This is a genomic window from Pseudomonas sp. F3-2 (genome assembly GCF_038804275.1).
In the GTDB taxonomy this organism is placed as follows: Bacteria; Pseudomonadota; Gammaproteobacteria; order Pseudomonadales; family Pseudomonadaceae; genus Aquipseudomonas.
Window position 1 is genome coordinate 4,875,755 of sequence record NZ_CP152388.1, and the last position, 24,237, is coordinate 4,899,991.

Genomic DNA, 24,237 nt, shown 5'->3' on the forward strand with positions numbered 1-24,237 from the left:
GGCCAGGTTCTCATTTTGACTGCCGCGCACGCGTCTGCGCGGGGCTTCATGCCATGTTTTGCGCAGAATCAGAGCAGTACAACGTCGTATTGTTCCTGGGAATACATGGTCTCGACCTGAAAACGAATGGTCCTGCCGATGAACACCTCCAGTTCGGCCACATTGCCTGACTCTTCGTCGAGCAGACGATCGACCACTTTCTGATTGGCCAGCACTCGATAACCCAGCGCCTGATAGGCCCGCGCTTCACGCAGAATCTCACGGAATATCTCGTAGCAGATGGTTTCCGGGGTTTTCAGCTTGCCCCGTCCCTGGCAACTGACGCACGGCTCGCAGAGCACCTGTTCAAGACTTTCGCGGGTGCGCTTGCGGGTCATCTGCACCAGTCCAAGCTCGGTGATGCCGATGATGTTGGTCTTGGCATGATCGCGCTCGAGTTGTTTCTCCAGCGTGCGCAGGACCTGCCGTTGATGCTCGCCATCTTCCATGTCGATGAAATCGATGATGATGATGCCGCCCAGATTACGCAGGCGCAGTTGGCGGGCAATGGCGGTGGCCGCTTCCAGATTGGTCTTGAAGATGGTTTCTTCGAGGTTGCGATGCCCCACGAAGGCGCCGGTGTTGACGTCGATGGTGGTCATGGCCTCGGCCGGATCGATCACCAGATAACCGCCGGACTTGAGCGGCACTTTGCGCTCCAGGGCTTTCTGGATTTCGTCTTCGACACCGTACAGATCGAAGATCGGCCGCTCGCCCGGATAGTGCTCCAGGCGATCGGCGATTTCGGGCATCAGCTCATCGACGAACTGGGTGGTCTTCTGGAAGGTTTCGCGGGAATCGATGCGGATCTTTTCGATCTTGGGGCTGACCAGGTCACGCAGCGTGCGCAGCGCAAGGCCCAGGTCTTCATAGATCACGCTGGCGGGGCTGATGGTCTTGATCTGTTCGCCGATCTGGTCCCACAGGCGACGCAGATAGCGGATGTCCATCATGATTTCGTCAGCGCCGGCACCTTCTGCTGCCGTGCGCAGGATAAACCCGCCCTTCTCTTTGATGCCTTCTTTGGCCACGCAGTCGCTGACGACCTGCTTGAGACGTTCGCGCTCGGCTTCGTCTTCGATCTTCAGGGAAATGCCGACGTGGGCCGTGCGAGGCATGTACACCAGATAGCGGGACGGGATCGACAGCTGGGTCGTCAGCCGCGCACCCTTGCTGCCGATCGGGTCTTTGGTGACCTGTACCACCAGACTCTGACCTTCATGGACTAGCGAACTGATGGTTTCGACGGCCGGCCCTTCACGCATTGAGATTTCAGATGCATGAATGAACGCAGCGCGGTCCAGACCGATGTCGATGAACGCCGCCTGCATGCCAGGCAGCACGCGCACGACCTTGCCTTTGTAGATGTTGCCGACGATACCGCGACGCTGGGTCCGTTCGACGTGAACCTCTTGCAAAACCCCGTTCTCAACGACGGCCACGCGCGACTCCATCGGCGTGATGTTGATCAGAATCTCTTCACTCATGGCGTGTCACCTTCCAGACATTGCCAACAGGGTATGCCGAAACGCTGAAGCATTTCTGCGGTTTCGCACAACGGAAGGCCCACCACTGCGGAATAGCTGCCACTGAGGTTCTCGACGAACACGGCGCCCAGCCCTTGGATGCCATAACTGCCCGCCTTGTCGCAGGGTTCGCCGCTGGCCCAGTATGCCCGCGCTTCCTGCTCGGAAATGGGACGGAACCGCACGCGGCTGCTGACCACGCGGGTTTCGCAATGCTGCTCGTCCACCACGGCGACGGCGGTCAGGACATCGTGTTCGCGATTGGAAAGTGCCGCGAGCATGGCTAGCGCCTCGGTTTCGTCCGCAGGCTTGCCGAGAATCCGCCCATCGAGCACCACGGCGGTGTCGGCCCCGAGGACGCAAGCCGTCGAGTAAGCGGGATCGTTGGCGAGCTGCAGCAGACCGGCATCGGCCTTGCCGCGAGCAAGGCGCTCGACGTAGGCGGCGGGGGTTTCGTCTTTGAGCGGGGTTTCGTCGATGTCGGTGCCAAGGGTCTTGAACGGCACGCCGATCTGCGTCAGCAACTCACGACGACGCGGGGAGCCAGAAGCGAGAAGAAGTTGGGGCATGGGACGTCTCCGTGTCAGTGATCTTCAGCTTAGGCGTTGCGTGAAAACAGGTGACGCTTGCTCTGAGACATCGCTCCCACAGGAGGCTGCGCGCAGTCTGCTGTTTCAGTTGATCTTCAAACGCAAGCGTAGTCCGCGCAGGCCGTAGCTGACCCACGGCCACAGCAATGCGCTGACCAACGCCGGCAGCACCAGCGCAAGCGTCGGCTGACGGTTGCCGGTCAGCGCGCTCAGCCACAGCTGAACCAGTTGCGCGAGGCCGAAAATCACCAGAATCACCAGGCATTGCTGCCACATCGGGAACATGCGCAACCGTTGCTGCAGCGACAACACCAAAAACGTGATGAGCGTGAGAATCAGTGCATTCTGCCCAAGCAGCGTTCCGTACAGCACGTCCTCGGCCAGCCCCAGCATCCAGGCGGTCACCATGCCGATCTTGTGCGGCAGCGCGAGGGCCCAGAACGCCAACAGCAGCGCGAGCCACAGCGGGCGGAAGATTTCCATGAATTGCGGCAGCGGCGAAACGCTGAGCAGCAGGCCGATGACGAAGGTCAGCCAGACCACCCAGCCGTTTCGGGCCGGAGCGTGACGAGCCATTATTCTTCCCTCTCGCGGGGCGCTGCAGGCGCAGCGGCGGGCGCGGCCGGTTTAGGCGCCGCAGGCTTGGTCGCAGGTTTTGCGGGCGGTTTGCTGGCCGGCGGCTTGGCGGACGTCGCCGCCGGGGCCGTGGCCGGCGCTGCAGCCGGCGGGGTCGCACTGGCGGGTGCAGCCGAGGTGCCGTGCCCCGCAGCCGCGGGCTTGGGTACCGTGGCCGGAACCACTGGCTTGTTCGGTGTGGCGGCAGGTGCAGCACCCGGCACCGTCGCCGACGGCACGGCCGACGGATCGGCGGATTGACGGTCCAGCGATTCCTGCTGCTGGGCGGCGTCGGCGGCGCGCTCTTCCGGCGAGCGCCCATCGGAAAACACCAGCAACAGATAACGGCTGCGATTCAACGCCGCTGTCGGCACCGCGCGAACGATGGCGAACGGCTGACCGGAATCGTGAATCACTTCCTTGACCGTTGCCACCGGGTAGCCCGCCGGGAAGCGCTGCCCCAGACCGGAGCTGACGAGCAGGTCGCCCTCCTTGATGTCCGCGGTGTCGGCCACATGGCGCAGTTCCAGACGCTCCGGATTGCCGGTCCCGCTGGCGATGGCGCGCAGGCCGTTGCGATTGACCTGCACCGGGATGCTGTGGGTGGTGTCGGTCAGCAGCAGAACGCGCGAGGTATACGGCATCAACTCGACAACCTGCCCCATCAGCCCGCGCGCATCAAGCACCGGCTGGCCCAGCACAACGCCGTCGCGCTCACCTTTGTTGATGATGATGCGGTGGGTGAAGGGATTGGGGTCCATGCCGATCAGTTCGGCCACTTCCACTTTTTCGTTGACCAATGCCGAGGAGTTCAGCAACTCGCGCAGGCGCACGTTCTGCTCGGTCAGGGCAGCCAGTTTTTGCAGGCGGCCTTGCAACAGCAGGTTCTCGGTCTTGAGTTTTTCGTTTTCGGCGGCAAGCTCGGTGCGGCTGCCGAACTGGCTGGCAACACCCTGATACAAACGCTCCGGCAGATCGGCGATCCAGTAGGACTGCATCAGCACCAGCGACATCTGACTGCGAACAGGCTTGAGCAGCGTGAAGCGTGCATCCACGACCATGACGGCCACGGACAGGACGACCAGCACCAACAGGCGAACGCCCAGCGACGGGCCCTTTGAGAAAAGCGGTTTAATAGGCCGCTCCTTCCAGGGATGCTTGTGTTTGGCTGTGCTTATTCATGCGACATGAAACCGGCCTGGTGCGGATTGATGGAAGTACAGGGTGTCAGACTTGCAGCATCGCGCCTTCAATACAACAGCAGGACGTCAACAGGTCGGACACGAACAGGCAGCACCGTTAAGTGCCGCCCGTTACGCTCATCATGGTAGCGTTTCCGGCGAGTTATTCGCTGGAGAGCAGGTCCATGGTGTGCTTGTCCATCATTTCCAGCGCACGGCCACCGCCGCGCGCAACGCAGGTCAGCGGGTCTTCGGCCACGATGACCGGCAGACCGGTTTCCTGAGCCAGCAGCTTGTCCAGATCGCGCAGCAACGCGCCGCCGCCGGTCAGCACCAGACCGCGCTCGGCGATGTCGGAAGCCAGTTCAGGAGGCGACTGCTCCAGCGCGCTCTTGACGGCCTGAACGATGGTCGCAAGAGATTCCTGCAACGCTTCGAGCACTTCGTTGGAATTCAGGGTGAAGGCACGTGGCACGCCTTCGGCCAGGTTACGGCCACGAACGTCGACTTCACGCACTTCGCCGCCCGGATAGGCCGTACCGATTTCCTGCTTGATGCGCTCAGCGGTGGATTCGCCGATGAGGCTGCCGTAGTTGCGACGCACGTAAGTGATGATCGCTTCGTCGAAACGGTCGCCGCCAACACGTACGGATTCGGCGTACACCACACCGTTGAGCGAGATCAGGGCGATTTCAGTGGTACCACCGCCGATGTCCACGACCATTGAGCCGCGAGCCTCTTCGACCGGCAGACCGGCACCGATGGCGGCAGCCATGGGCTCTTCGATCAGGAAGACTTCACGTGCACCGGCACCCAGAGCGGATTCGCGAATGGCGCGGCGCTCGACCTGGGTGGATTTGCAAGGAACGCAGATCAACACGCGAGGACTGGGTTGCAGGAAGCTGTTTTCGTGCACTTTATTGATGAAATACTGAAGCATTTTCTCGCACACGCTGAAATCGGCGATCACGCCGTCTTTCATCGGACGAATGGCAGCGATGTTGCCCGGGGTACGGCCCAGCATACGCTTGGCTTCCATCCCGACAGCAACAACGCTCTTCTGATTTCCGTGGGTCCGAATGGCCACAACCGATGGCTCGTTCAGGACGATACCGCGCTCACGCACGTAAATAAGGGTGTTGGCAGTGCCCAGGTCGATGGAAAGATCGCTGGAAAACATGCCACGCAGTTTCTTGAACATGGGAAAGGGACCCTAGGGAACGCGTGGGTAAAAAAGTGCGGCAAACTCTAACAACGACAGGGATTTTGGGCAAGGAGCCAATATGCTAAATTGGCTGTTTTTCCGAGCGCTACCCTCGACGATCGCGGCCTTATGACCGTCTGAAGGGCGTAGTGTTCCGCAATCTGACGTACGGCTCATTCCGTGCGCATTCCACTGGAGAACCCCATGGCGCTTGATCGCTCCGACGTGGAAAAAATCGCTCATCTGGCCCGACTGGGCCTCAATGACGCCGATATCCCGCGTACTACCGAAGCACTGAACAGCATTCTCGGGCTGGTCGACCAGATGCAAGCAGTCGACACTACCGGTATCGAACCCCTTGCGCACCCGCTTGAAGCGTCGCAACGCCTGCGTGAAGACGCGGTCAGCGAAGCCAATCACCGCGATTCCTATCAAGCCATCGCACCAGCGGTCCAAGACGGCCTTTATCTGGTTCCGAAAGTCATCGACTAAGGGAATGAGCCTGCAATGCATCAAATGACTCTGGCAGAGATCGCTCGCGGACTCGCCGATAAAAAGTTTTCCTCCGAAGAACTGACCCGCAGCCTGCTGCAGCGCATCGCTGAGCAGGACCCCAAGGTCAACAGCTTCATTACTGTCACCGAAGACCTGGCCATCACCCAGGCCCAGGCCGCTGACGCCCGGCGTGCCGCAGGTGAGACCGGCGCATTGCTGGGCGCTCCACTGGCGCACAAGGATCTGTTCTGCACCAAGGGCATCCGCACCAGCTGCGCGTCCAGAATGCTCGACAACTTCAAGGCGCCATATGACGCCACAGTCGTTGCCAGGCTCGCCGCTGCTGGCACCGTGACGCTGGGCAAGACCAACATGGACGAATTCGCCATGGGTTCGGCCAACGAGTCCAGCCACTACGGCGCGGTGAAAAACCCTTGGAACCTCGAACACGTACCCGGTGGCTCGTCCGGCGGTTCGGCCGCGGCCGTTGCTGCTCGCCTGTTGCCTGCCGCGACTGGCACCGACACCGGCGGCTCGATTCGCCAGCCCGCCGCGCTGACCAACCTCACCGGCCTGAAGCCGACGTATGGCCGCGTCTCGCGCTGGGGCATGATCGCTTATGCGTCCAGCCTGGATCAGGCAGGTCCGATGGCGCGTACCGCCAAAGACTGCGCGCTGTTGCTGCAAGGCATGGCCGGCTTCGATATCAACGACTCCACCAGCATCGATGAGCCGGTGCCTGATTACAGCGCCGGCCTGAATGGCTCGCTGCAAGGCCTGCGCATCGGCGTGCCGAAAGAATATTTCAGCGCCGGTCTGGATTCGCGCATCGCCGATCTGGTCATGGCCAGCGTCGAGGAGCTGAAAAAGCTCGGCGCCGTGGTCAAGGAAGTCAGCCTGCCGAACCTGCAGCACGCGATTCCTGCTTACTACGTGATCGCGCCAGCGGAAGCCTCTTCCAACCTCTCGCGTTTCGACGGCGTGCGCTTCGGCTATCGCTGCGAAGACCCGAAAGACCTGACCGACCTGTACAAACGCTCCCGCGGCGAAGGCTTCGGGCCTGAAGTGCAGCGCCGGATCATGGTGGGTACTTACGCGCTGTCCGCCGGTTACTACGACGCGTACTACCTGCAGGCGCAGAAGATCCGTCGGCTGATCAAAAACGACTTCATGAACGCATTCAAGGACGTCGACGTCATCCTGGGCCCGACCACGCCGAACCCGGCCTGGAAGATCGGCGCCAAGAATGCCGACCCGATCGCTGAATACCTGGAAGACTTCTACACCATCACCGCCAACCTGGCCGGCCTGCCTGGCCTGTCGATGCCCGCCGGTTTTGCCGACGGTCTGCCGGTGGGCGTGCAATTGCTGGCGCCGTACTTCCAGGAAGGCCGCCTGCTGAACGTCGCTCATCAATACCAGCAAGTCACTGACTGGCATCTGCGTTCACCTGCAGGCTTCTAAGGAGAAGACACATGCAATGGGAAGTCGTCATCGGGCTGGAGATTCACACCCAGCTCACCACCCAATCGAAGATTTTCTCCGGTAGCGCCACCACGTTCGGCTCCGAGCCCAACACCCAGGCCAGCCTCGTCGACCTGGGCATGCCGGGCACGCTGCCGGTGCTGAACAAGGAAGCCGTGCAGATGGCGGTCAAGTTCGGCCTGGCCATCGATGCCGAAATCGGCCAGCACAACGTGTTTGCCCGCAAGAACTACTTTTATCCGGACTTGCCGAAGGGCTATCAGATCAGCCAGATGGAATTGCCGATCGTCGGCAAGGGTCACCTGGACATCACCCTTGAAGACGGCACCATCAAGCGCATCGGCGTGACTCGCGCCCACCTTGAGGAAGACGCCGGCAAGAGCCTGCACGAGGACTACAGCGGCATGACCGGTATCGACCTGAACCGCGCCGGCACGCCACTGCTGGAGATCGTTTCCGAACCGGACATGCGTTCGGCCAAGGAAGCGGTCGCCTACGTCAAGGCCATGCACGCGCTGGTGCGCTATCTGGGTATCTGCGACGGCAACATGGCCGAAGGTTCGCTGCGCTGCGACTGCAACGTTTCGGTCCGCCCGAAAGGCCAGGTCGAGTTCGGCACCCGCTGCGAGATCAAGAACGTCAACTCGTTCCGCTTCATCGAGAAGGCGATCAACAGCGAAATCCAGCGTCAGATCGACCTGATCGAAGACGGTGGCAAGGTCATTCAGCAAACCCGCCTGTACGACCCGAACACCAACGAAACCCGCGCCATGCGCAGCAAGGAAGAAGCCAACGACTACCGTTACTTCCCCGACCCTGACCTGTTGCCGGTGATCATCGAAGACGCGTTCCTGGAGCAGACCCGCGCCAGCCTGCCAGAGCTTCCGCCGCAGAAGCGCGAGCGCTTTCAGTCTCAGTTCGGTCTGTCGCTGTACGACGCCAGTGTGCTGGCTTCCAGCCGCGAGCAGGCGGACTACTTCGAGAAAGTGGTCGGCATTGCAGGCGACGCCAAACTGGCGGCCAACTGGGTCATGGTCGAGCTGGGTTCGCTGCTGAACAAGCAAGGCGTGGAAATCGACGAATCGCCGGTCAGCGCCGAGCAATTGGGCGGCATGCTGCAGCGCATCACTGACAACACCATCTCCGGCAAGATCGCCAAGATGGTCTTCGAGGCGATGGCAAACGGCGAAGGCAGCGCGGACGAGATCATCGAGAAACGCGGCCTCAAGCAAGTGACCGACAGCGGCGCCATCGAGTCGATTCTTGACGACATGCTGGCCGCCAACGCCGAGCAGGTCGAACAGTACCGCGCCGCCGACGAGGCCAAGCGCGGCAAGATGTTCGGCTTCTTCGTCGGCCAGGCGATGAAGGCCTCCAAAGGCAAGGCCAACCCAGGCCAGGTCAACGAGCTGTTGAAGCGCAAGCTGGAAGGCTGACGCATACCAACCCGATCCGGAACTTCCTTGGTCGGGACCGGCCAAACTCCTCGATTGTTCCCATGCTCCGCGTGGGAACACATCCTCGGACGCTCTGCGTCCGTTTTTGTGACGCGGAGCGTCACGCGCGGCATTCCCACGCGGAGCATGGGAACGATCAAGGACTGTACCCATGTGGCGGCTACTCAGCACATGCGCTCTGCTCTCCATGCTGGCCGGTTGCGCCAGTGAAAGCATCATCGATCCACACGGCTACAACGCCACCGGCGGCGCCTCTTATTACGGCTCTCGCCACCAGGGCAAGCGCACCGCCAGCGGTGAACGCTTCGACCAGAATTCCTTGACCGCCGCCCATCGCCAGCTGCCATTCGGCACGCGCGTACAGGTCACCAACCTGGACAACGACCGCAAGGTTGTCGTCCGCATCAATGATCGCGGTCCGCACACGCGCGGGCGGCTGATCGATGTATCGCGTGCAGCCGCCGAACAATTGGGTATGCTGCGCAGCGGAACCGCCCAAGTGCGGGTACAAGCCCTCGACGACTGACAGGTGCCCTGAATTCTCGCCCTCTCCAACCTGCCACTGCCCACGCTGATCGAGCTGGTCTGTGGCCTTCTGCTGATGATCATCGGCGCCGAGCTGTCCGTGCGGGCTGCCGTGGTGCTGGCTGCCCTGCTGAAAACCCGTCCGCTGTTTCTCGGCCTGACCGTCATTGCGCTGGGCAGCAGCGCGCCGCAGATGGCGGTCGGTTTGCAGGCTGCGCTCACTGACAGCACCGATATCGCGGTGGGCAGTGTGATCGGCAGCAACATCTTCAATGTGCTGGTGACCCTGGGTTTATCGGCGCTGATCATTCCACTGCGCGTGGCGCGACAACTGGTGCGCGTCGACCTGCCGCTGATGATCGCCGCCACGGCGCTGGTCGCGGCGCTGGCCTGGAATGGCGTGCTGAGCGCGCTGGATGGCGTGCTGCTGTTGCTGGGCATGGCGGGCTATCTGTTTATCGTGCTGCGCCAGTTCGCCCACGGCGTACGTCATGTCGCCGCCACCGACGCGGCGCCGCGCCGGCGGATCTGGCCGATCATCGGCCGCTTGGCCCTGATGTCCGGCGGTCTGGCGCTGCTGATTCTGGGCAGCCACCTGCTGGTCGGTGCCGCCGTGGTGGTGGCGGAGGATCTCGGCCTGTCCGAGCGCGTCATCGGCCTGACCGTCATTGCAGTGGCGACGTCTCTGCCGGCGCTGATGACCTCGCTGATCGCAGCCTTGCGCGGCGAGCGCGACATCGCGGTGGGCAATATCATCGGCAGCAACCTGTTCAACCTGCTGGGCGTGCTCGGGGTGACGGCGCTGATTTCGTCCGGCCCCCTGTCGATTTCGCCCAATGCGCTGGATTTCGACCTGCCGGTGATGCTCGGCGTCGCCTTCCTGTGTCTGCCGCTGTTTTATTCGGGATACCGGATCACCCGGCTGGAAGGGCTGTTGCTGCTGGGTCTGTACGCGGTTTACGGCCTGCACATCGTTTCGTTCGCGACCGGTATGCCTCTGGCTGAACGCCTTGAGCGGCTAATGGTGCACTACGCGCTGCCGGTGCTGGGCTTGAGCGTGCTGATCAGTACGTTCAGGGCCTGGCGTCGGCAGCATTGAGGAACGGCTCGGTCGCGTGGCAGGAGCGCGATTGCGCTGCGCGGCGATCCGACAATTGCGGCGCATCAAGCAACGTCATGGCGCATGCGCGCAGGCCCACTCTTCACCTCGACGGCGATAGTCGCTAGATCCAGCCGCCCCATTGCAAGATGAAGATGCCGATGTTGGTCGTCACGGCGGCGGCCAGCGTGGTGATGACGATGATTGACGCCGCCAGCTCGTGGTTGCCGTTGGCAGCGCGCACCATCACGAAGCTGGACGACGCCGTCGGCGCGCCGAAATACAGAAACAGAATCCCGAGTTCGGCATGCCGGAAGCCAAGCAGCCATGCCCCCAGCGTACACACCAGCGGCAACCAGACCATTTTCATCATGCTGGCGCTGATCGCCAGCCCGCCACTTTCCCGGAGCGACTTGAGCGACAGCGTGCCGCCGATGCACATCAGCGCCAGCGGCAATGTCATCTGAGCCAGATAGCTGCCGGAGGTGTCGAGCCATTTGGGCAGCGGAATCTGAAAATACGCGAACGGCGTGGCGGCGACGATGCTGATGATCAACGGGTTCGCCATCACACTTTTGGTGATGCTCCACGGGTCGGACTTTATCACCGGGCTGTAGACCGCCAGCACCACTGTCGACAGCGTGTTGTAGAAGAGAATGACCAGCGCAGCGAGGATCGCCCCGAGGGAGATGCCGTAATCCCCGTACATGCTGGCGGCGAGCGCCAGGCCGATGACGCCATTGTTACCGCGAAAGGCGCCCTGTGTGTAAGTCCCGCGTTCGACGAACGGCACCCGATAAATCGCCCAGCCCCAGACCAGCGCGAAGCCTGCGAGCGTTGCCACGATGAAATAGATCAGCACGCCCGGCTGCAGCGCTGAATGAAGGTCCGCGTGGATGATGCCCAGGAACAACAACGCGGGCATCGTGCAGTTGAACACCAGTGCCGATGCGGTATGGATGAAACCGTCGTTGATCCATCCGACCCGTTTGAGCAGCACCCCCAGAAACAGCATCGCGAAGACCGGTGCCGTGATGTTCAGGGTTTCCAGAAAAATTGCCAGCATGCACACCAAACCCTGAGCTGTCGTTAGGTGGCTAATGATAGGCCAGGGAACGGCTAAGTGTTACCGAGAATTGCAAAGTGATCGTACAACCACAGGAGGGAGCCGTCACATCGGCCCGTGCGGAAGTGTGGAAGTGAGCAAGCTTGCGAAGACTGACGCCGGGCCGGCGAATCTCCACAGCATTCACCGACGACTTCCAGGCTAAAGCCGGTCCTACAGACCGCAAACTTTTCGTAGGACCGGCTTCAGCCGGGAAAGCGTCGGGTGTAAGGCCGTAGATCGCAGGCGGCGTTAAAGACCGTTGGCTCATTCCAAAGGTCTCACCCATTCATTCAGCGCCTGGCTCAAACCTGCGCAGGCACGAGCTTCTTCTCGAACACCGATACGCCATCCAGATCCCGCAGAGTCACGGTCATTTCGCCGCTCTGACCGTCGATGTTCACTTCGCCAAAAAACTGAAATCCGGCAAAGGGCGACGTGTTCTGCGCAGGCGGCGCTTTCTGGAACACCAGTTCGGGACCAAAAGTCTTGTCCAGCGGATTGGGCCCGTAACTTCCTGCGTTGAGCGGCCCGGCGACGAACTCCCAGAACGGATCGAAATCCTGGAACACGGCCTGATCCGGATGGTAATGATGCGCGGCGCAGTAGTGCACATCGGCGGTCAGCCAGACGGTGTCGCGGATCTTCTGCTGACGCATGAAACCGAGCAGCTCCGCGACTTCCAGCTCGCGACCTTTGGGCGCGCCGTTGTCAGTGTTCGCGATCGCTTCCCAACGCATCACGCCGGGGCTGATCTCACCGTCCGGCACGCCGAGGCCGATCGGCATGTCGGCGGCTATGACCTTCCACTGCGCCGTGGAACCCTGCAATTCGCGCTTGAGCCAGTCGAGTTGTTCACGCCCCAGAAAGGCCGTGGTCGGTCCGGGCTTGTCGGCCAGGTTGGCATCGTTGCCGTCGCGATAGCTGCGCATGTCGAGCACGAAGACGTCGAGCATCGGCCCGTAGCTGAGCTTGCGATAGACGCGCCCCCCGTTGTCGGCACTCTGCAAACGCATCGGCGCGTATTCGAGAAACGCCTGGCGGCCTCGCGAGGCCAGCAACTGAATGTCCTTGACCTTGTACCGGTCATCCAACTGCTTGCTTGGCGACCAGTTGTTGCTCACTTCGTGGTCGTCCCACTGCCAGATCTGCGGCACCTCGGCGTTGAAGCGGCGCAGGTTTTCATCCATCAGGTTGTAGCGGTAGGCGCCGCGATACTCATCGAGGGTCTCGGCAACCTTGCTCTTTTCTTCGGTGGTGATGTTGCGCCAGATCCTGCCGCCTTCGGTGACCACTTCGGCAGGCACCGGCCCATCGGCGTAAATGGTGTCGCCGCTGTGGATGAAGAAGTCCGGCAAGCGCAGGCGCATGGCTTCGTAGATGCGCATCCCGCCAATGTCCGGATTGATGCCGAAGCCTTGGCCGACGGTGTCGCCGCTCCAGACGAAACGAATGTCGCGGCGCGTCTGCGGCACGCTGCGCAGATGACCGAACCAGGGCTCGCTGGCAACGCCGGTCTGGGCGTCTTCGAAGAACACGCGATAGAAAATGGCTTGATCAGTGGGCAGGCCGGTGAGTTCGACGCGGGCCGTGAAGTCGGTGCGCTGGTCGGCGAGCAGCGAAACCGCGCGGCGCGGCTGGGTGAACATGCTGCGCGTGTCCCACTCGACCACCATCCGCGACGGACGATCGCTGCGGCTCCAGACCATGGCACGATCGCCAAGCAGATCACCCGACTGCACGCCGTCGGTCATTTTCGGGCGGTCTTTCACCGAAGCGATCACCGCAGGCGCCAGCCCCGGTAAAAGCAGACCGGCACCGGCGGCCTGGATGATGCGGCGGCGGGTCAGGTCGAACTGAGTCATTTCTATCCCCCTCAAGCAAATGGCAAAAGAGGAACCTAACAACGCAATGTTGGGGGAATGTGACAGCGACGACGCATTGGAGGTACGCATCACCTGTGGGAGTGAGCTTGTCCGCGAAGCAGGCGTGTCCGGTGGAGATGCAGTGGCTGGAAGTCAGTCTTCGCGGGCAAGCGCGCTCCTACGGGAGTTGGGTGTGGCCGGAGAGTTCGGGAATAACCGGCGATCTCTGTGGGAGTGAGCTTGCTAACGAATGGGCCGGTACATCCCACACAGATTTAGCGTCCATCACACAGCCTTCGCGAGCAAGCTCACTCCCACAGTTGAATGTGATCCTCTGTAGGAGCGCGCTTGCCCGCGAATATATCCGTCCATTCGGTCATCAAGCGCCAGCAGGCACCGCATCCAGTTCCACGACTTCCGGGCGTTTGAGTAACGCGTACAGAACGCCGGTCACCACGCTGCCGGCGACGATCGCCAGCAGGTACAACAACGCGTGGTTGATCGCATTCGGGATCAGCAGCACGAACAGACCGCCATGGGGCGCCATCAGCTTGCAGCCGAAGAACATCGACAGCGCCCCCGTCAGCGCGCCGCCTGCGATGCTTGCGGGAATCACCCGCAGCGGGTCCTTGGCGGCAAAGGGAATCGCACCTTCGGAGATGAAGCACAGGCCGAGCACGAACGCCGCTTTGCCCGCTTCCCGCTCGCTCTGCGCGAACTTGCGCCGGGCCAGTAGCGCGGCGATGCCCATGCCGATCGGCGGCACCATACCGGCCGCCATGGTTGCAGCCATCGGCGCCCCGCTGCTCGACGCCAGCAGCCCGACCGAGAACGCATACGACGCTTTGTTGATTGGCCCGCCCAGATCGGCGCACATCATCGCACCGAGCAGAACCCCCAGCAGCACGGCATTGGCAGTGCCCATGGTGTCGAGGAAGTGAGTCAGGCCCTCGAGCATGTCCGCCACCGGCTGGCCGACGACGTAAATCATCACCAGCCCGGTGAACAGGCTCGCCAGCAACGGGATGATCAGAATCGGTTTGAGCGCCTCGACGCTGGCCGGCAACTTCGCATAGCGATTGACCGCCCAGGCGCTGTAGCCGGCGAGAAACCCCGCCACGATCCCGCCGATGAAACCCGCGCCTAGCGTGCTCGCCAGCAATCCACCGATCATGCCGGGCGCAAGGCCTGGTCGATCGGCGATGGAATAGGCGATATACCCGGCCAACAGAGGCACCATCAACTGAAACGCCGCACCGGCGCCGATCTGCTTCAGCGCGGCGGCGAGGCTGCCGGGCTCATCCGCGGCGTGAATGCCGAACACAAACGACAGCGCGATCAGCAAACCCCCTGCCACCACCATGGGCAGCATGAACGACACACCGGTGAGCAAATGCTTGTAGACGCCTGTCTTTTCCTTCTTCGCAGGTGCCTTTGCCGCTGATTGCGAGGACTCGACTTCGCCCTCGGCCAGGGCTTTTTTCAGCGTGGCTTCCGATTGCTTCAGCGCGACGCCGGTGCCGCAACGATAAATGCGCTTGCCGGCAAACCGCTCGGTCGCCACTTCAATGTCGGCGGCCAGCAACACCACGTCGGCATCGGCGATGGCCTGCGCGGTGAGCGGATTACGCGCCCCCACCGAGCCTTGTGTTTCGACATCCAGCACGTAACCCAGCTTCTTGGCTGCCTGCTGGATTGCCTCAGCGGCCATGAACGTGTGGGCCACGCCAGTCGGGCATGCCGTGACCGCCACCAACCGAGGCTGAGCGCCGGTGCCGGTTGAGACCGGACCCGCCACGGCAGTGTGCACGGTCGCCAGTTCAGCCGCGGAACGCAGAAACCCGTCGACGTCCTGCAACGCACGCGAAGGCGTGGCCTGGTACAGGCGTTTGCCAGAGAAACGGTTGAGGTCGAGCGGGCCGGTGTTGACGACCAGAATCCAGTCAGCGGCGTCGATGTCGGCGGCCGACAACTGCTTTTCCGGATGGCGCGGATCGTGAATCTCCACGCAGGTTTCCCAACCCTGACGCTGCGCAGCCGCATCCAGCAGACGCGCGCTGAGGACGCTGCTGATCTTGCCGTTCGGACAGGCCGTAACGATGGCTAACTTCATCACACTTCCTCTCTTGTCATGCGGTCAGGGTGCGTACGCTGACGCCGCTTTCCAGCCGTTTGAGCTGCACAGTGTCGTTGATGCCGAAGCCGATCTGGGTCACCGCCATCGCCGCGATGGCCGTCGCCGTGCGCAAGGTCTGCTCGGGCTTGTGGGCGCTGAGCAGGCCGTGAACCATTCCGGCGAGCAGCGAATCTCCTGCGCCGACCGTGCTAGCCACGCTGACCTTGGGGGGCAATGCCTGAAGCGCGACGTTTGCGCTGAACCAGTGCACGCCTTCCGAGCCTTGAGAGATGACCACGTGTTCGATGCCCCGCTGACGCAACGCAGCGGCGGCCTGCGCCTGGGCCGCAATGGAGATGATCGGCGCATCGAGCGCGTCGGCCAGCTCCTCAGTGTTGGGCTTGATCATCCAGGGCGATGCCTCCAGCCCCGCGCGCAGCGCTTCGCCGCTGGTGTCCAGCGCGACTTTCAGGCCCAGCGCATTGAGGCGCAGCAACAGGTTTTTGAGCCACTGCGCATCGACGCCACGGGGCAGACTGCCCGCCACGACGACAACGTCGAAATCGCTGGCAATCTGTTCGATGCGGGTCGCCAGCGCCTGCTGCGCCTGCTCGCTCACGACCGGGCCTGGGCCGTTCAGGTCAGTGATCCGGCCGCTGCTTTCGGCCAGTTTGATGTTGCTGCGGGTCTCGCCCGGCACCCGCACGAACTCATCGACGAACCCGCGCCTGGCGAACAGCGTTTCGAACGGCTGCTGGTTGTCGACGCCCAGAAAGCCCGCAACGGTCAGCTCATGCCCGAGATCGGCCAGCACTTGAGCGACGTTGATGCCTTTGCCCGCCGCGTGGCAGAGCATGGCTTCGCTGCGGTTGACCTGGCCGACGTGCAGCGGGCCCAGCTGGACGGTCAGGTCCAGCGCCGGGTTCATGGTCAATGTCAGAATTTTCGCCATTACAGCCCCTCCACGAGGGCACGCACTTGCGCCGCGCTGCCGACCGCCAGCGCGGCCTGCGCCAGTCGCCGGGCATCGGCCACATTCAAATCACGGACGCAGGCTTTGACTTCGCCCACACTGCGCGCCGCGACACTCAATTCATCCACGCCCAGCCCCACCAGAACCGGCACGGCCAACGGGTCGGCCGCCAGTTCGCCGCACACTCCGACCCATTTGCCATGGGCGTGGGCTGCGCGAACGGTGATGTCGATCAGTTGCAGGACCGCCGGGTGCAAGCCGTCGGCCTGGGCGGACAGGGTCGGATGCCCCCGATCGATGGCCAGGGTGTATTGCGTCAGGTCGTTGGTGCCGACGCTGAAAAAGTCCACTTCCGCTGCCAGCACCGGCGCCAGCAACGCCGCCGACGGCACCTCGATCATGATCCCCAGTTGCAAATCGCTGACCGGGATCTGCGCACGCAGCCGCTCGGTCATGTCCCGGGCCTGGCGCCACTCCTCGACCGTGCCGACCATTGGAAACATGATCCGCAGCGGCCGGTTATCGGCAGCGCGCAGCAACGCCCGCAGTTGGCTTTCCATGATGTCCGGCCGTTGCAGGGTCAGGCGTATGCCGCGCACGCCGAGAAACGGATTCTCTTCCTTGTCGATCGGCCAGTACGGCAGCGGCTTGTCGCCACCGACATCCAGCGTGCGCACCACCAGCGGTCGCCCTTGCAGGTCGTCGAGCACACGCCGGTACTCGGCCTCTTGCGTCGCCTCATCGGGCGCGCTGCTGTGCGCCATGAACAGCAATTCGGTGCGCAACAGGCCGATGCCTTCGGCGCCCTGCTCCACTGCCGCCGGCGTGCCTGCGCTGTCGCCGATATTGGCGAAGACTTCCACGGCGTGACCGTCCCGGGTGATCGCCGGCTCCATGCGCAATGCGGCCGCAGCCTTGAGCCGCTGATCGCGGGTGTCGCGGTCGAGCAAAGCGCGTTGCAGCGTCGGCTCATCCGGGGCGACGTCGAGACGGCCACGCTGGCCATCGATCAACAGCGTCGTACCGGACTTGATCAGCAGCACCGCATCGCCCGCGCCTACCAGCGCCGGAATACCCAGCGCCCGCGCCACGATGGCGCTGTGGGCCGTGGCGCCACCTCGCGCGGTGAGAATGCCGGCCACCCGCACCGGATCAAGCCGCGCCACATCGGAAGGCCCGACTTCATCCATGACCAGGATATACGGCTCATTGGGTTCGACCAGGTCGTCGACGCCGCAGAGCTGCGCCAGTACCCGGCGTCCGACGTCACGCAGGTCGGCAGCTCGCTCGGCCAGCAGTACATCTTTGAGTTGTTCCTGTTGCCGAGCGGCGTCGTCGATGACGCTCATCCACGCCGCCGCCGCGCTCTCGCCTTCCTTCATCCGCAGAGAAACGGCGTCCACCAGTTCCGGGTCGGCGAGCATTTCCTGGTGCGTGACGAAAATTTCCCGAATGGCTTTCGCGGTGCTCCGCTCAATGAGCTGTTCGATGTCAGCACGCACCTGAGCCAGCGCTGTGTGTAGCCGTTCGCGCTCGACGCTGTAGGATTCGCCCTGCAGCGGGTACTCGAACACCGGCAGCACGTGCACATGGGCGGGTCCCACGGCAATGCCCGGCGCGGCGGCGACGGCCTGGATCTGCGCGCCAGCGGCGGGCGCGGCTGGTGATTTCTCGATGACCGCGGACATCGGCTTCGGCGCGCTGTGGGTCGCGAAAGGCTCGACCTCTTCGCCCAGCCCTTCGAGAACCGCGCCGACCAGTGCAGGCAAGGCATCGGTCGCGATCTTCGGCTCGACGATGAACTCAAGCAGCTGCCCACGGCGCACGCCCAGGCTCAGCAATTTGCTCAGGCTTTTGGCCGACACCGGGTTCTCGACGGCGTCCACCACGCGCACGCGAATGTCGCCTTCGAACCCTTTGGCCAGTTGCGCAAGGATCTTCGCCGGGCGGGCATGCAGGCCGTGGGCGTTGGCCAGTATCACCCGCTCGCTCGGCCAGTCTGGCGGAACGTCGCCACCCAGCGCCTGGAGCACGGCACGGCTGCTGGTGGCCTGCCCCAGTTCATGACCCCGACCTTCGATCAACAATGCACAAAGGCGCTCGAGCAACGCCTGATGGGATTCGCCCAGGCTGGCGAGGCAGAACAGCCCGGTGAGTGGCTGGCCCAGATGACGCATCGGCTTGTCCGGCGTGACGAACGCCAGGCCCGGTTTGTTGACCATCTGCTCACTGTGCAGCCACCACAATCCCTCGCCCAGGGGCAACGGCTCGACTTGCTGCAAGACGGCAGCGAAACCGTTGTTGACGCACTCCGCGCGGCGCAACAACCTGGCGCCGCGCCACACCAGCTCTTCGAAATCGTCCACCGAGGCGCCGAGGCTGATCATCTGCGCATCCAGCGCCAGTTCCTGCGGGGCACCTTGCAGCAGGCCGAGCAACGCTTCAGGCGTTTTCGCCTGGCGCAGGGCTTCGCCCAGGTCGGTCTCGCCCAGAGCTCGGGTCAGTAATTGCAGCAAGCGCAGATGTTCGTCGGATTTCGCCGCGATGCCGATGGCCAGATATACGGTTTGCCCCTCGCCCCAGTCCACACCTTGGGGAAACTGCATCAGACGCACACCGGTGGCGAACACCTGATCGCGGGTCTGTGGCGTGCCGTGGGGGATCGCGATGCCTTGACCGAGGAAGGTCGAACCCTGCTGCTCGCGCGCTTGCAGGCCCTGCAGATAGCCTTCGGCGACCAGTCCGTCTGCGACCAGTCGATCGGCCAGCAGTTGCAGCGCGGCGGGCTTGTCCGCGGCCGACTGATCCATGGAAATTTGCTCAACGGTGAGTTCGAGCATGCCGTTCTCCTGTGCCGCGCACGGTGCGCGTGATTCTTGTTGTAGACCGGGCATCGTGACCGGGCGCTTCAATCGACATCGGTACGGACACCGAAGTTTTACCTGTTTTCAGCAATAAACACGCATGCTGAATCGTTTAATCTGATTCGCCGCGCACGTTACTCGATAATCTCGGCAGTTTGAAGCTCAGCTGGTCGAATGATGTAGGAAGAATCCTCAAAAACCCTGTAGCTTCAATCCTGACGACGGTCTGCTGTAATGATGCCCACGAATGGGTGAAAATCTCGGCACCTGCCAACGACAAAAGGAATGTTCGGCTTGAAACTCAGTGATATTGCGCGTCTGGCGGGTGTCTCCGTGACCACGGCCAGCTACGTGATCAACGGCAAGGCCGAACAGCAGCGCATCAGCAATGCAACGGTCGAGCGTGTGCGAGCGGTGGTCGAGGCGCATGGCTTCCGCCCCAACCCGCAGGCGGCGGGCCTTCGCAGTCGCCATACACGCACTCTGGGGTTCATCCTGCCCGATCTGGAAAACCCCAGCTACGCGCGCATCGCCAAGCAACTGGAACAAGGCGCTCGCGCTCGCGGCTACCAGTTGCTCATCGCCAGTTCCGACGATGATCCCATCAGCGAATTGCAGTTGTTGCAGCTGTTTCGTGCCCGGCGCTGCGATGCATTATTCGTCGCCAGTTGTCTGCCCGCCAGCGACGACAGCTATCGGGCGCTGCAACAGCAAGGTACCCCGGTCATCGCCATCGACCGGGAAATGGACCCGGCGCACTTCTGTTCGGTAGTCAGCGACGACCACGACGCCAGCCAACAACTGACCCGCAGCCTGCTGGAAACCCGGCCACAGCACATTGCCCTGATCGGCGCACGGCCGGAACTGAGCGTCAGTCAGGCGCGGGCCGGAGGTTTCGAAGATGCGCTGGAAGGCTTCACCGGCTCAGTCATCATCGAACACGGCGAGGCCTTCAGTCGCGCATGCGGCCTGCAACTGGCCAGCGATATGCTGGACCGGCTCGGGTACTTTCCCGATGCGCTGATCACTACGTCTTACGTTCTGTTGCAGGGCGTCTTCGATCTGCTGCATCAGCGTCGGCTCAATCCCGATCAACTGCATCTGGGGACATTCGGTGACACGCAGTTGCTCGATTTCCTGCCGCTCCCGGTCAACGCCATGGCCCAGCAGCATCATCTGATCGCAGAAAAGGCGCTCGCGCTGGCGCTGTCGGCGGTCGAGCAGGATCAGTACGAACCCGGCGTGCACGCCATCGTGCGGACCTTCAAGCAGCGCATTCACGAGGCCTGAGCGTGGAGCTCATCGACACCCACACGCACCTGGATTTCGACGACTTCGACGCCGATCGGGCAAGCGTGCTCGACCACTGCCGGCGATTGGGCGTGGAGCGTCTCGTGGTGCTTGGCGTCTATCAGCGCAATCTGCAACGGGTGTGGGATCTGGCGTTGCGCGAGCCAGCGGTTTACGCCGCGCTGGGCTTGCACCCGATTTACCTGGACGAGCATCGCCCGGAGCATCTTCAAGACCTGCGCGACAGGCTGGCGCATCTGGCCGGGCATCCCAAACTGTGCGCCGTGGGCGAGATCGGCCTGGATTACTACGTCGAATCGCTGGATCGCCAGCAGCAACAGCGCCTGTTCGACGCCCAGTTGCAAATGGCCGCCGACTTCGACCTGCCGGTGCTGCTGCACGTGCGTCGCAGTCACGCCGACACGATTGCCGCGCTCAAGCGTTTCAAGCTCAGACGCAATGGCATCGTCCATGCGTTTGCAGGCAGTCGGGAGGAAGCGAAGGAATACATCAAGCTGGGTTTCAGGCTCGGGCTCGGCGGCGCTGCAACATGGCCTCAAGCCCTGCGCATGCACCGCGTCATCGCCGAGCTGCCCTTGAGCAGCGTGGTGCTGGAGACCGATTCTCCCGACATGGCGCCTGCCATGTACCCCGGCCAGCGCAACAGTCCCGAGCATTTGCCCGACATCTGCGTGGCGCTGTCCGAATGGCTTAACGTGACGCCACAGCAACTGGCACAGGTCAGCTCCGACAACGCCAGGGATGTCTTCGGCTGGACCTGACGCGCCGCTTGCCCGATTTAATTTTGTAAGAAGAAATTTCAACAACCTACTATGGTCATTTGGATATCTCTTTCCAAAGTTAAGGACACCGGTAATGACATTTTCCAAGTTCGCACAGGCATTGTCGAAATGGACCGGCAGCCCTCGGACCTTTCTCGTCGCTGTGTTTCTGATCTGCGTGTGGGCGGCGACCGGGCCGCTGTTTCATTACAACGACACTTGGCAGCTGATCATCAACACTTCCACGACCATCATCACTTTTCTGATGGTGTTCCTCATTCAAAACACTCAAAACCGCGACACCGATCAACTGCACATCAAGATCGATGAGCTGCTGCGCGTCACCAAAGACGCACAGAACGCCGTACTGAGCCTGGACAATCTCGACCAGAAAGAGCTGCACGAACTGCGCAAGAAGTACAAGGCGATGGGCGACCGAGAAGAAGCGGATCACACCAAACCGTTCCCCGAATGCGAAGCCGATGCGGCGCGGCAAATGGCTGGCGAGACCTCTGACCATTGATCAGCGCCGAGGAACTACGTGGCTTGATGCTCTTCATACGTCATGAGCGGCGCAGCACGCGCGCCGCATCGAAATGAAATGGGAGACTGAAAATGCCCACACAAAACAAAGACAAGTACACCACTGAACAGAAGCGCAAAGCCGCGCACATCGAAGACAGCTACGAATCCAAAGGCGTGTCCAAAGATGAAGCCGAAGCGCGCGCCTGGGCCACTGTGAACAAACAATCCGGCGGCGGCGAAAAGAAAGGCGGCTCCGGGACGAAAAAGTCCGCCAGCGCCAAAACCCGCGACCGTAAGGACTCGGCCAAACGCGCGGTTGCCGCCAAGCAAGGCGCCCCGCGCAACACCGGCGGACAGTCGCTGGACGCGCAGACCAGGGTCGATCTGATGCAGCGGGCCCGAGGCCTGAACATCTCCGGTCGTTCGACGATGACCAAGCAGGAACTCATCAGCGCGATCCGCAAAGCGGCTTGACGCTGCCGGTGAATCTGGAGATGCGTCTGGCTTGCCGATGCAGCTCGATCACATCGAGATCGGCGGCAAGCTGGACTCAATACTCCGTTGCATTGTCTCGGTTGCATCGTCGCCACACGCGCGCCAACAGGGAGTTCGCCCATGAGCGGATCACGCAGCACTGTTAAGTCTGAAGTTGTTCTGCTGGCCACCCACAAAAAACTCGCCACCCACGAAACCGTTGTTCAACAAGACCTTGGCGACCGTATCGCCAGGCTGTTGGGCGCAACGTTCGCAGGCGCTTACGACCCAGCCCTGCACAAGGATCACGCGCTCTATTACATCCCTTCCGACACGCTGATCGGCAAACGGCAAGGCGAAGCGCTGAACATTCGCACGGTCGACGATTTCTTCGGTGGATTGATCGATTACCCGTTCATGGCAACCAAAGCCATTTCCCATCCTTTGATCACTGACGCGACTTCGCGGCCCGAAGGCTGGTCCGATCGTTTCTTCGAAGACGCAGCGGACGCCGTACTGGCCGGTTTCAGCGTGTTCAATGAGGCCGATGCCAGGCGCGCAGGCCGTCTGCTGCTCAAGGACGGTCCCGTGCGCGTCAAGCCAGTGCTGGCGACGGCAGGACGCGGCCAGCGGGTTGTGACGTCCGAAGCGGAACTGGACGCCGCCCTCGCCCAGCAGGACATGCGGGAAGTGGAAGAATGGGGTCTGGTGCTGGAGGAGGACCTGACCGGCGTCATCACCTACAGCGTCGGACAGGTTCAGGTCGCCGGCATGACCGTCAGTTACCACGGCACCCAGAGCCTGACAGAAGACAACGCGGGCGAAACCGTCTATGGCGGCTCGCAATTGTGGCTGGTGCGTGGCGACTATGACGCGTTGCTCAAACTCGACCTCGATCCGGACGTGCGTCGCTCGGTGACGCAGGCGATGTGTTACGAGCGCGCGGCGCTGGACTGTTTTCCTGACTTCCTGGCCTCACGCCGCAACTATGACATCGCCCATGGCACCAACGCGCGGGGCCAGGTCTGTTCCGGCGTGCTGGAGCAATCGTGGCGGATCGGCGGTGCGAGTCCAGCGGAGGTCGAGGCACTGGTCGCCTTCGCGGCAGATCCGCAATTGCAGCGCATTTCAGCCTCCAGCCATGAAATCTACGGGCAAGCCACGCTGCCCGCCGATGCTCATGTTCTTTACGAGGGCGACGATCCGGATGTCGGCCTTATCAGCAAATTCACACAGGTCCAGCCTTATGACCGTACGCAGTGAAACCATCGACATTCGCGTCAGCGACGACCACATCTCCGGCACGATCCTCACGCCGGGCGCCAAGATGCCCGGCATTCTTTTCGTCCATGGATGGGGCGGCAGCCAGCAGCGCGATCTGGCGCGAGCCAAGAACATCACCGGTCTGGGATGCGTGTGCCTGACCTTCGATCTGCGTGGACACGAACGCACCCATGAAATGCGTGCGTCGGTTTCCCGCGAGCACAGCATGGAAGACTTGCTGGCGGCGTATGACAGACTCGCGAGCCATCCCGCGGTCGACAACAACGCCATCGCCGTGATCGGCAGCAGTTACGGAGGTTATCTGGCGACCATCCTCAGCGGCATGCGCCCGGTGCGCTGGCTGGCCCTGCGCGTGCCGGCGTTGTACTGGGATGCCGATTGGGACATGCCCAAACAAGCACTGGACCGCGACAAGCTGGCCCATTACCGACGCTCGGCGGTGACTGCGGCGGATAACCGGGCGCTGGCTGCGTGCAAGGACTTCAAGGGTGATGTGTTGCTGGTCGAATCCGAACAGGACGACTATGTGCCCCACGCGACGCTGATGAGCTACCGAACGGCCTTTGATCTGGCGCATTCGCTGACCTACCGGCTGCTCGATGGCGCTGATCACGGCCTGAGCAGTGACACCAGCCAGCACGCCTACACGACGCTGTTGACCGACTGGATCAGTGAAATGGTCATCGGCTCGCGTCTGGTGGATTATCCGCACCACGCCGCATCGTATTCCTGAAGCCGTGACG

General features: G+C 62.3%; 21 protein-coding genes. 11 read left to right on the top strand and 10 right to left on the bottom strand.

Features of this window, described 5'->3' with window-relative positions; translation table 11 throughout:
* Window positions 1–68 precede the first annotated feature (68 nt).
* The 5 genes from rng to mreB all read right to left on the bottom strand — a co-directional run bounded on the left by rng (window position 69) and on the right by mreB (window position 5,152).
* Complete coding sequence (gene rng, locus AAGQ88_RS21960) at window positions 69–1,526, bottom strand: ribonuclease G (RefSeq protein WP_285422524.1); 1,458 nt, start codon at window positions 1,524–1,526, stop codon at window positions 69–71.
* Window positions 1,523–2,134, bottom strand: coding sequence for a nucleoside triphosphate pyrophosphatase (locus tag AAGQ88_RS21965; protein ID WP_285422525.1), 612 nt, complete (start codon window positions 2,132–2,134; stop codon window positions 1,523–1,525). Before AAGQ88_RS21965 ends, rng begins: the two co-directional genes overlap by 4 nt.
* A 105-nt stretch (window positions 2,135–2,239) precedes the next feature.
* The gene (mreD, locus tag AAGQ88_RS21970; protein WP_037012599.1) at window positions 2,240–2,731 is read right to left on the bottom strand and encodes a rod shape-determining protein MreD; all 492 of its coding nucleotides are present in this window, start codon (window positions 2,729–2,731) and stop codon (window positions 2,240–2,242) included.
* Window positions 2,731–3,876 (bottom strand): rod shape-determining protein MreC, encoded by a 1,146-nt coding sequence (mreC, locus tag AAGQ88_RS21975; protein ID WP_342655861.1) that lies wholly within the window; start codon window positions 3,874–3,876, stop codon window positions 2,731–2,733. Before mreC ends, mreD begins: the two co-directional genes overlap by 1 nt.
* 238 nt (window positions 3,877–4,114) lie before the next feature.
* Complete coding sequence (gene mreB / locus AAGQ88_RS21980; protein WP_020292894.1) at window positions 4,115–5,152, bottom strand: rod shape-determining protein MreB; 1,038 nt, start codon at window positions 5,150–5,152, stop codon at window positions 4,115–4,117.
* Between the two features lie 207 nt (window positions 5,153–5,359).
* On the opposite strand from mreB, the gene gatC reads away from it, so the two are divergent.
* From gatC to AAGQ88_RS22005, 5 genes are all read left to right on the top strand, one after another.
* Window positions 5,360–5,647 carry an Asp-tRNA(Asn)/Glu-tRNA(Gln) amidotransferase subunit GatC gene (gatC, locus tag AAGQ88_RS21985; protein ID WP_093462841.1) on the top strand — a complete coding sequence of 96 codons (288 nt, stop codon included), beginning with the start codon at window positions 5,360–5,362 and terminating at the stop codon, window positions 5,645–5,647.
* Window positions 5,648–5,662: 15 nt separating this feature from the next.
* Window positions 5,663–7,114 (top strand): Asp-tRNA(Asn)/Glu-tRNA(Gln) amidotransferase subunit GatA, encoded by a 1,452-nt coding sequence (gene gatA / locus AAGQ88_RS21990; protein WP_342653571.1) that lies wholly within the window; start codon window positions 5,663–5,665, stop codon window positions 7,112–7,114.
* An 11-nt stretch (window positions 7,115–7,125) separates the two neighbouring features.
* Complete coding sequence (gene gatB, locus AAGQ88_RS21995) at window positions 7,126–8,571, top strand: Asp-tRNA(Asn)/Glu-tRNA(Gln) amidotransferase subunit GatB (RefSeq protein ID WP_093462835.1); 1,446 nt, start codon at window positions 7,126–7,128, stop codon at window positions 8,569–8,571.
* A gap of 172 nt (window positions 8,572–8,743) precedes the next feature.
* On the top strand, window positions 8,744–9,118 hold the full coding sequence (locus tag AAGQ88_RS22000; protein WP_093462832.1) for a septal ring lytic transglycosylase RlpA family protein: 375 nt from the start codon (window positions 8,744–8,746) through the stop codon (window positions 9,116–9,118).
* Window positions 9,119–9,163: 45 nt separating this feature from the next.
* Entirely contained in the window at window positions 9,164–10,216 is a 1,053-nt protein-coding gene (locus AAGQ88_RS22005; RefSeq protein ID WP_342655862.1) for a calcium/sodium antiporter, read from the top strand.
* Window positions 10,217–10,340: 124 nt separating this feature from the next.
* On the opposite strand, the gene AAGQ88_RS22010 is transcribed toward AAGQ88_RS22005, so the two are convergent.
* From AAGQ88_RS22010 to ptsP, 5 genes are all read right to left on the bottom strand, one after another.
* The gene (locus tag AAGQ88_RS22010) at window positions 10,341–11,282 is read right to left on the bottom strand and encodes an AEC family transporter (protein WP_285422527.1); all 942 of its coding nucleotides are present in this window, start codon (window positions 11,280–11,282) and stop codon (window positions 10,341–10,343) included.
* Window positions 11,283–11,626: 344 nt separating this feature from the next.
* Window positions 11,627–13,186, bottom strand: coding sequence for an alkaline phosphatase D family protein (locus AAGQ88_RS22015; protein WP_093462823.1), 1,560 nt, complete (start codon window positions 13,184–13,186; stop codon window positions 11,627–11,629).
* Window positions 13,187–13,565: 379 nt separating this feature from the next.
* A complete protein-coding gene (locus tag AAGQ88_RS22020) occupies window positions 13,566–15,299 on the bottom strand; it encodes a PTS fructose-like transporter subunit IIB (protein WP_342653572.1) in 1,734 nt (577 codons plus the stop codon).
* Between the two features lie 16 nt (window positions 15,300–15,315).
* A complete protein-coding gene (pfkB, locus tag AAGQ88_RS22025) occupies window positions 15,316–16,254 on the bottom strand; it encodes a 1-phosphofructokinase (protein ID WP_093462817.1) in 939 nt (312 codons plus the stop codon).
* Entirely contained in the window at window positions 16,254–19,115 is a 2,862-nt protein-coding gene (gene ptsP / locus AAGQ88_RS22030; protein ID WP_342653573.1) for a phosphoenolpyruvate--protein phosphotransferase, read from the bottom strand. Before ptsP ends, pfkB begins: the two co-directional genes overlap by 1 nt.
* A gap of 318 nt (window positions 19,116–19,433) precedes the next feature.
* Here ptsP and cra point away from each other — a divergent pair, with 318 nt between their 5' ends.
* From cra to AAGQ88_RS22060, 6 genes are all read left to right on the top strand, one after another.
* The gene (cra, locus tag AAGQ88_RS22035; RefSeq protein ID WP_285422532.1) at window positions 19,434–20,429 is read left to right on the top strand and encodes a catabolite repressor/activator; all 996 of its coding nucleotides are present in this window, start codon (window positions 19,434–19,436) and stop codon (window positions 20,427–20,429) included.
* On the top strand, window positions 20,426–21,211 hold the full coding sequence (locus AAGQ88_RS22040; protein ID WP_342655863.1) for a TatD family hydrolase: 786 nt from the start codon (window positions 20,426–20,428) through the stop codon (window positions 21,209–21,211). Before cra ends, AAGQ88_RS22040 begins: the two co-directional genes overlap by 4 nt.
* A gap of 94 nt (window positions 21,212–21,305) precedes the next feature.
* Entirely contained in the window at window positions 21,306–21,734 is a 429-nt protein-coding gene (locus AAGQ88_RS22045) for a low affinity iron permease family protein (RefSeq protein WP_285422533.1), read from the top strand.
* 92 nt (window positions 21,735–21,826) lie between these two features.
* Window positions 21,827–22,210 carry a Rho termination factor N-terminal domain-containing protein gene (locus tag AAGQ88_RS22050; RefSeq protein WP_342653574.1) on the top strand — a complete coding sequence of 128 codons (384 nt, stop codon included), beginning with the start codon at window positions 21,827–21,829 and terminating at the stop codon, window positions 22,208–22,210.
* A gap of 141 nt (window positions 22,211–22,351) precedes the next feature.
* Entirely contained in the window at window positions 22,352–23,473 is a 1,122-nt protein-coding gene (locus AAGQ88_RS22055; protein WP_342653575.1) for a DUF3182 family protein, read from the top strand.
* Entirely contained in the window at window positions 23,457–24,227 is a 771-nt protein-coding gene (locus tag AAGQ88_RS22060; protein ID WP_093462800.1) for an alpha/beta fold hydrolase, read from the top strand. Before AAGQ88_RS22055 ends, AAGQ88_RS22060 begins: the two co-directional genes overlap by 17 nt.
* The last annotated feature ends 10 nt before the right edge of the window (window positions 24,228–24,237 follow it).

Coding starts and splice junctions, on each gene's coding strand:
- rng (WP_285422524.1), bottom strand. CDS start 1,526: ATGAGTGAAGAGATTCTGATCAACATCACGCCGATGGAGTCGCGCGTG.
- AAGQ88_RS21965 (WP_285422525.1), bottom strand. CDS start 2,134: ATGCCCCAACTTCTTCTCGCTTCTGGCTCCCCGCGTCGTCGTGAGTTG.
- mreD (WP_037012599.1), bottom strand. CDS start 2,731: ATGGCTCGTCACGCTCCGGCCCGAAACGGCTGGGTGGTCTGGCTGACC.
- mreB (WP_020292894.1), bottom strand. CDS start 5,152: ATGTTCAAGAAACTGCGTGGCATGTTTTCCAGCGATCTTTCCATCGAC.
- gatC (WP_093462841.1), top strand. CDS start 5,360: ATGGCGCTTGATCGCTCCGACGTGGAAAAAATCGCTCATCTGGCCCGA.
- gatA (WP_342653571.1), top strand. CDS start 5,663: ATGCATCAAATGACTCTGGCAGAGATCGCTCGCGGACTCGCCGATAAA.
- gatB (WP_093462835.1), top strand. CDS start 7,126: ATGCAATGGGAAGTCGTCATCGGGCTGGAGATTCACACCCAGCTCACC.
- AAGQ88_RS22000 (WP_093462832.1), top strand. CDS start 8,744: ATGTGGCGGCTACTCAGCACATGCGCTCTGCTCTCCATGCTGGCCGGT.
- AAGQ88_RS22010 (WP_285422527.1), bottom strand. CDS start 11,282: ATGCTGGCAATTTTTCTGGAAACCCTGAACATCACGGCACCGGTCTTC.
- AAGQ88_RS22015 (WP_093462823.1), bottom strand. CDS start 13,186: ATGACTCAGTTCGACCTGACCCGCCGCCGCATCATCCAGGCCGCCGGT.
- AAGQ88_RS22020 (WP_342653572.1), bottom strand. CDS start 15,299: ATGAAGTTAGCCATCGTTACGGCCTGTCCGAACGGCAAGATCAGCAGC.
- pfkB (WP_093462817.1), bottom strand. CDS start 16,254: ATGGCGAAAATTCTGACATTGACCATGAACCCGGCGCTGGACCTGACC.
- ptsP (WP_342653573.1), bottom strand. CDS start 19,115: ATGCTCGAACTCACCGTTGAGCAAATTTCCATGGATCAGTCGGCCGCG.
- AAGQ88_RS22045 (WP_285422533.1), top strand. CDS start 21,306: ATGACATTTTCCAAGTTCGCACAGGCATTGTCGAAATGGACCGGCAGC.
- AAGQ88_RS22050 (WP_342653574.1), top strand. CDS start 21,827: ATGCCCACACAAAACAAAGACAAGTACACCACTGAACAGAAGCGCAAA.
- AAGQ88_RS22055 (WP_342653575.1), top strand. CDS start 22,352: ATGAGCGGATCACGCAGCACTGTTAAGTCTGAAGTTGTTCTGCTGGCC.
- AAGQ88_RS22060 (WP_093462800.1), top strand. CDS start 23,457: ATGACCGTACGCAGTGAAACCATCGACATTCGCGTCAGCGACGACCAC.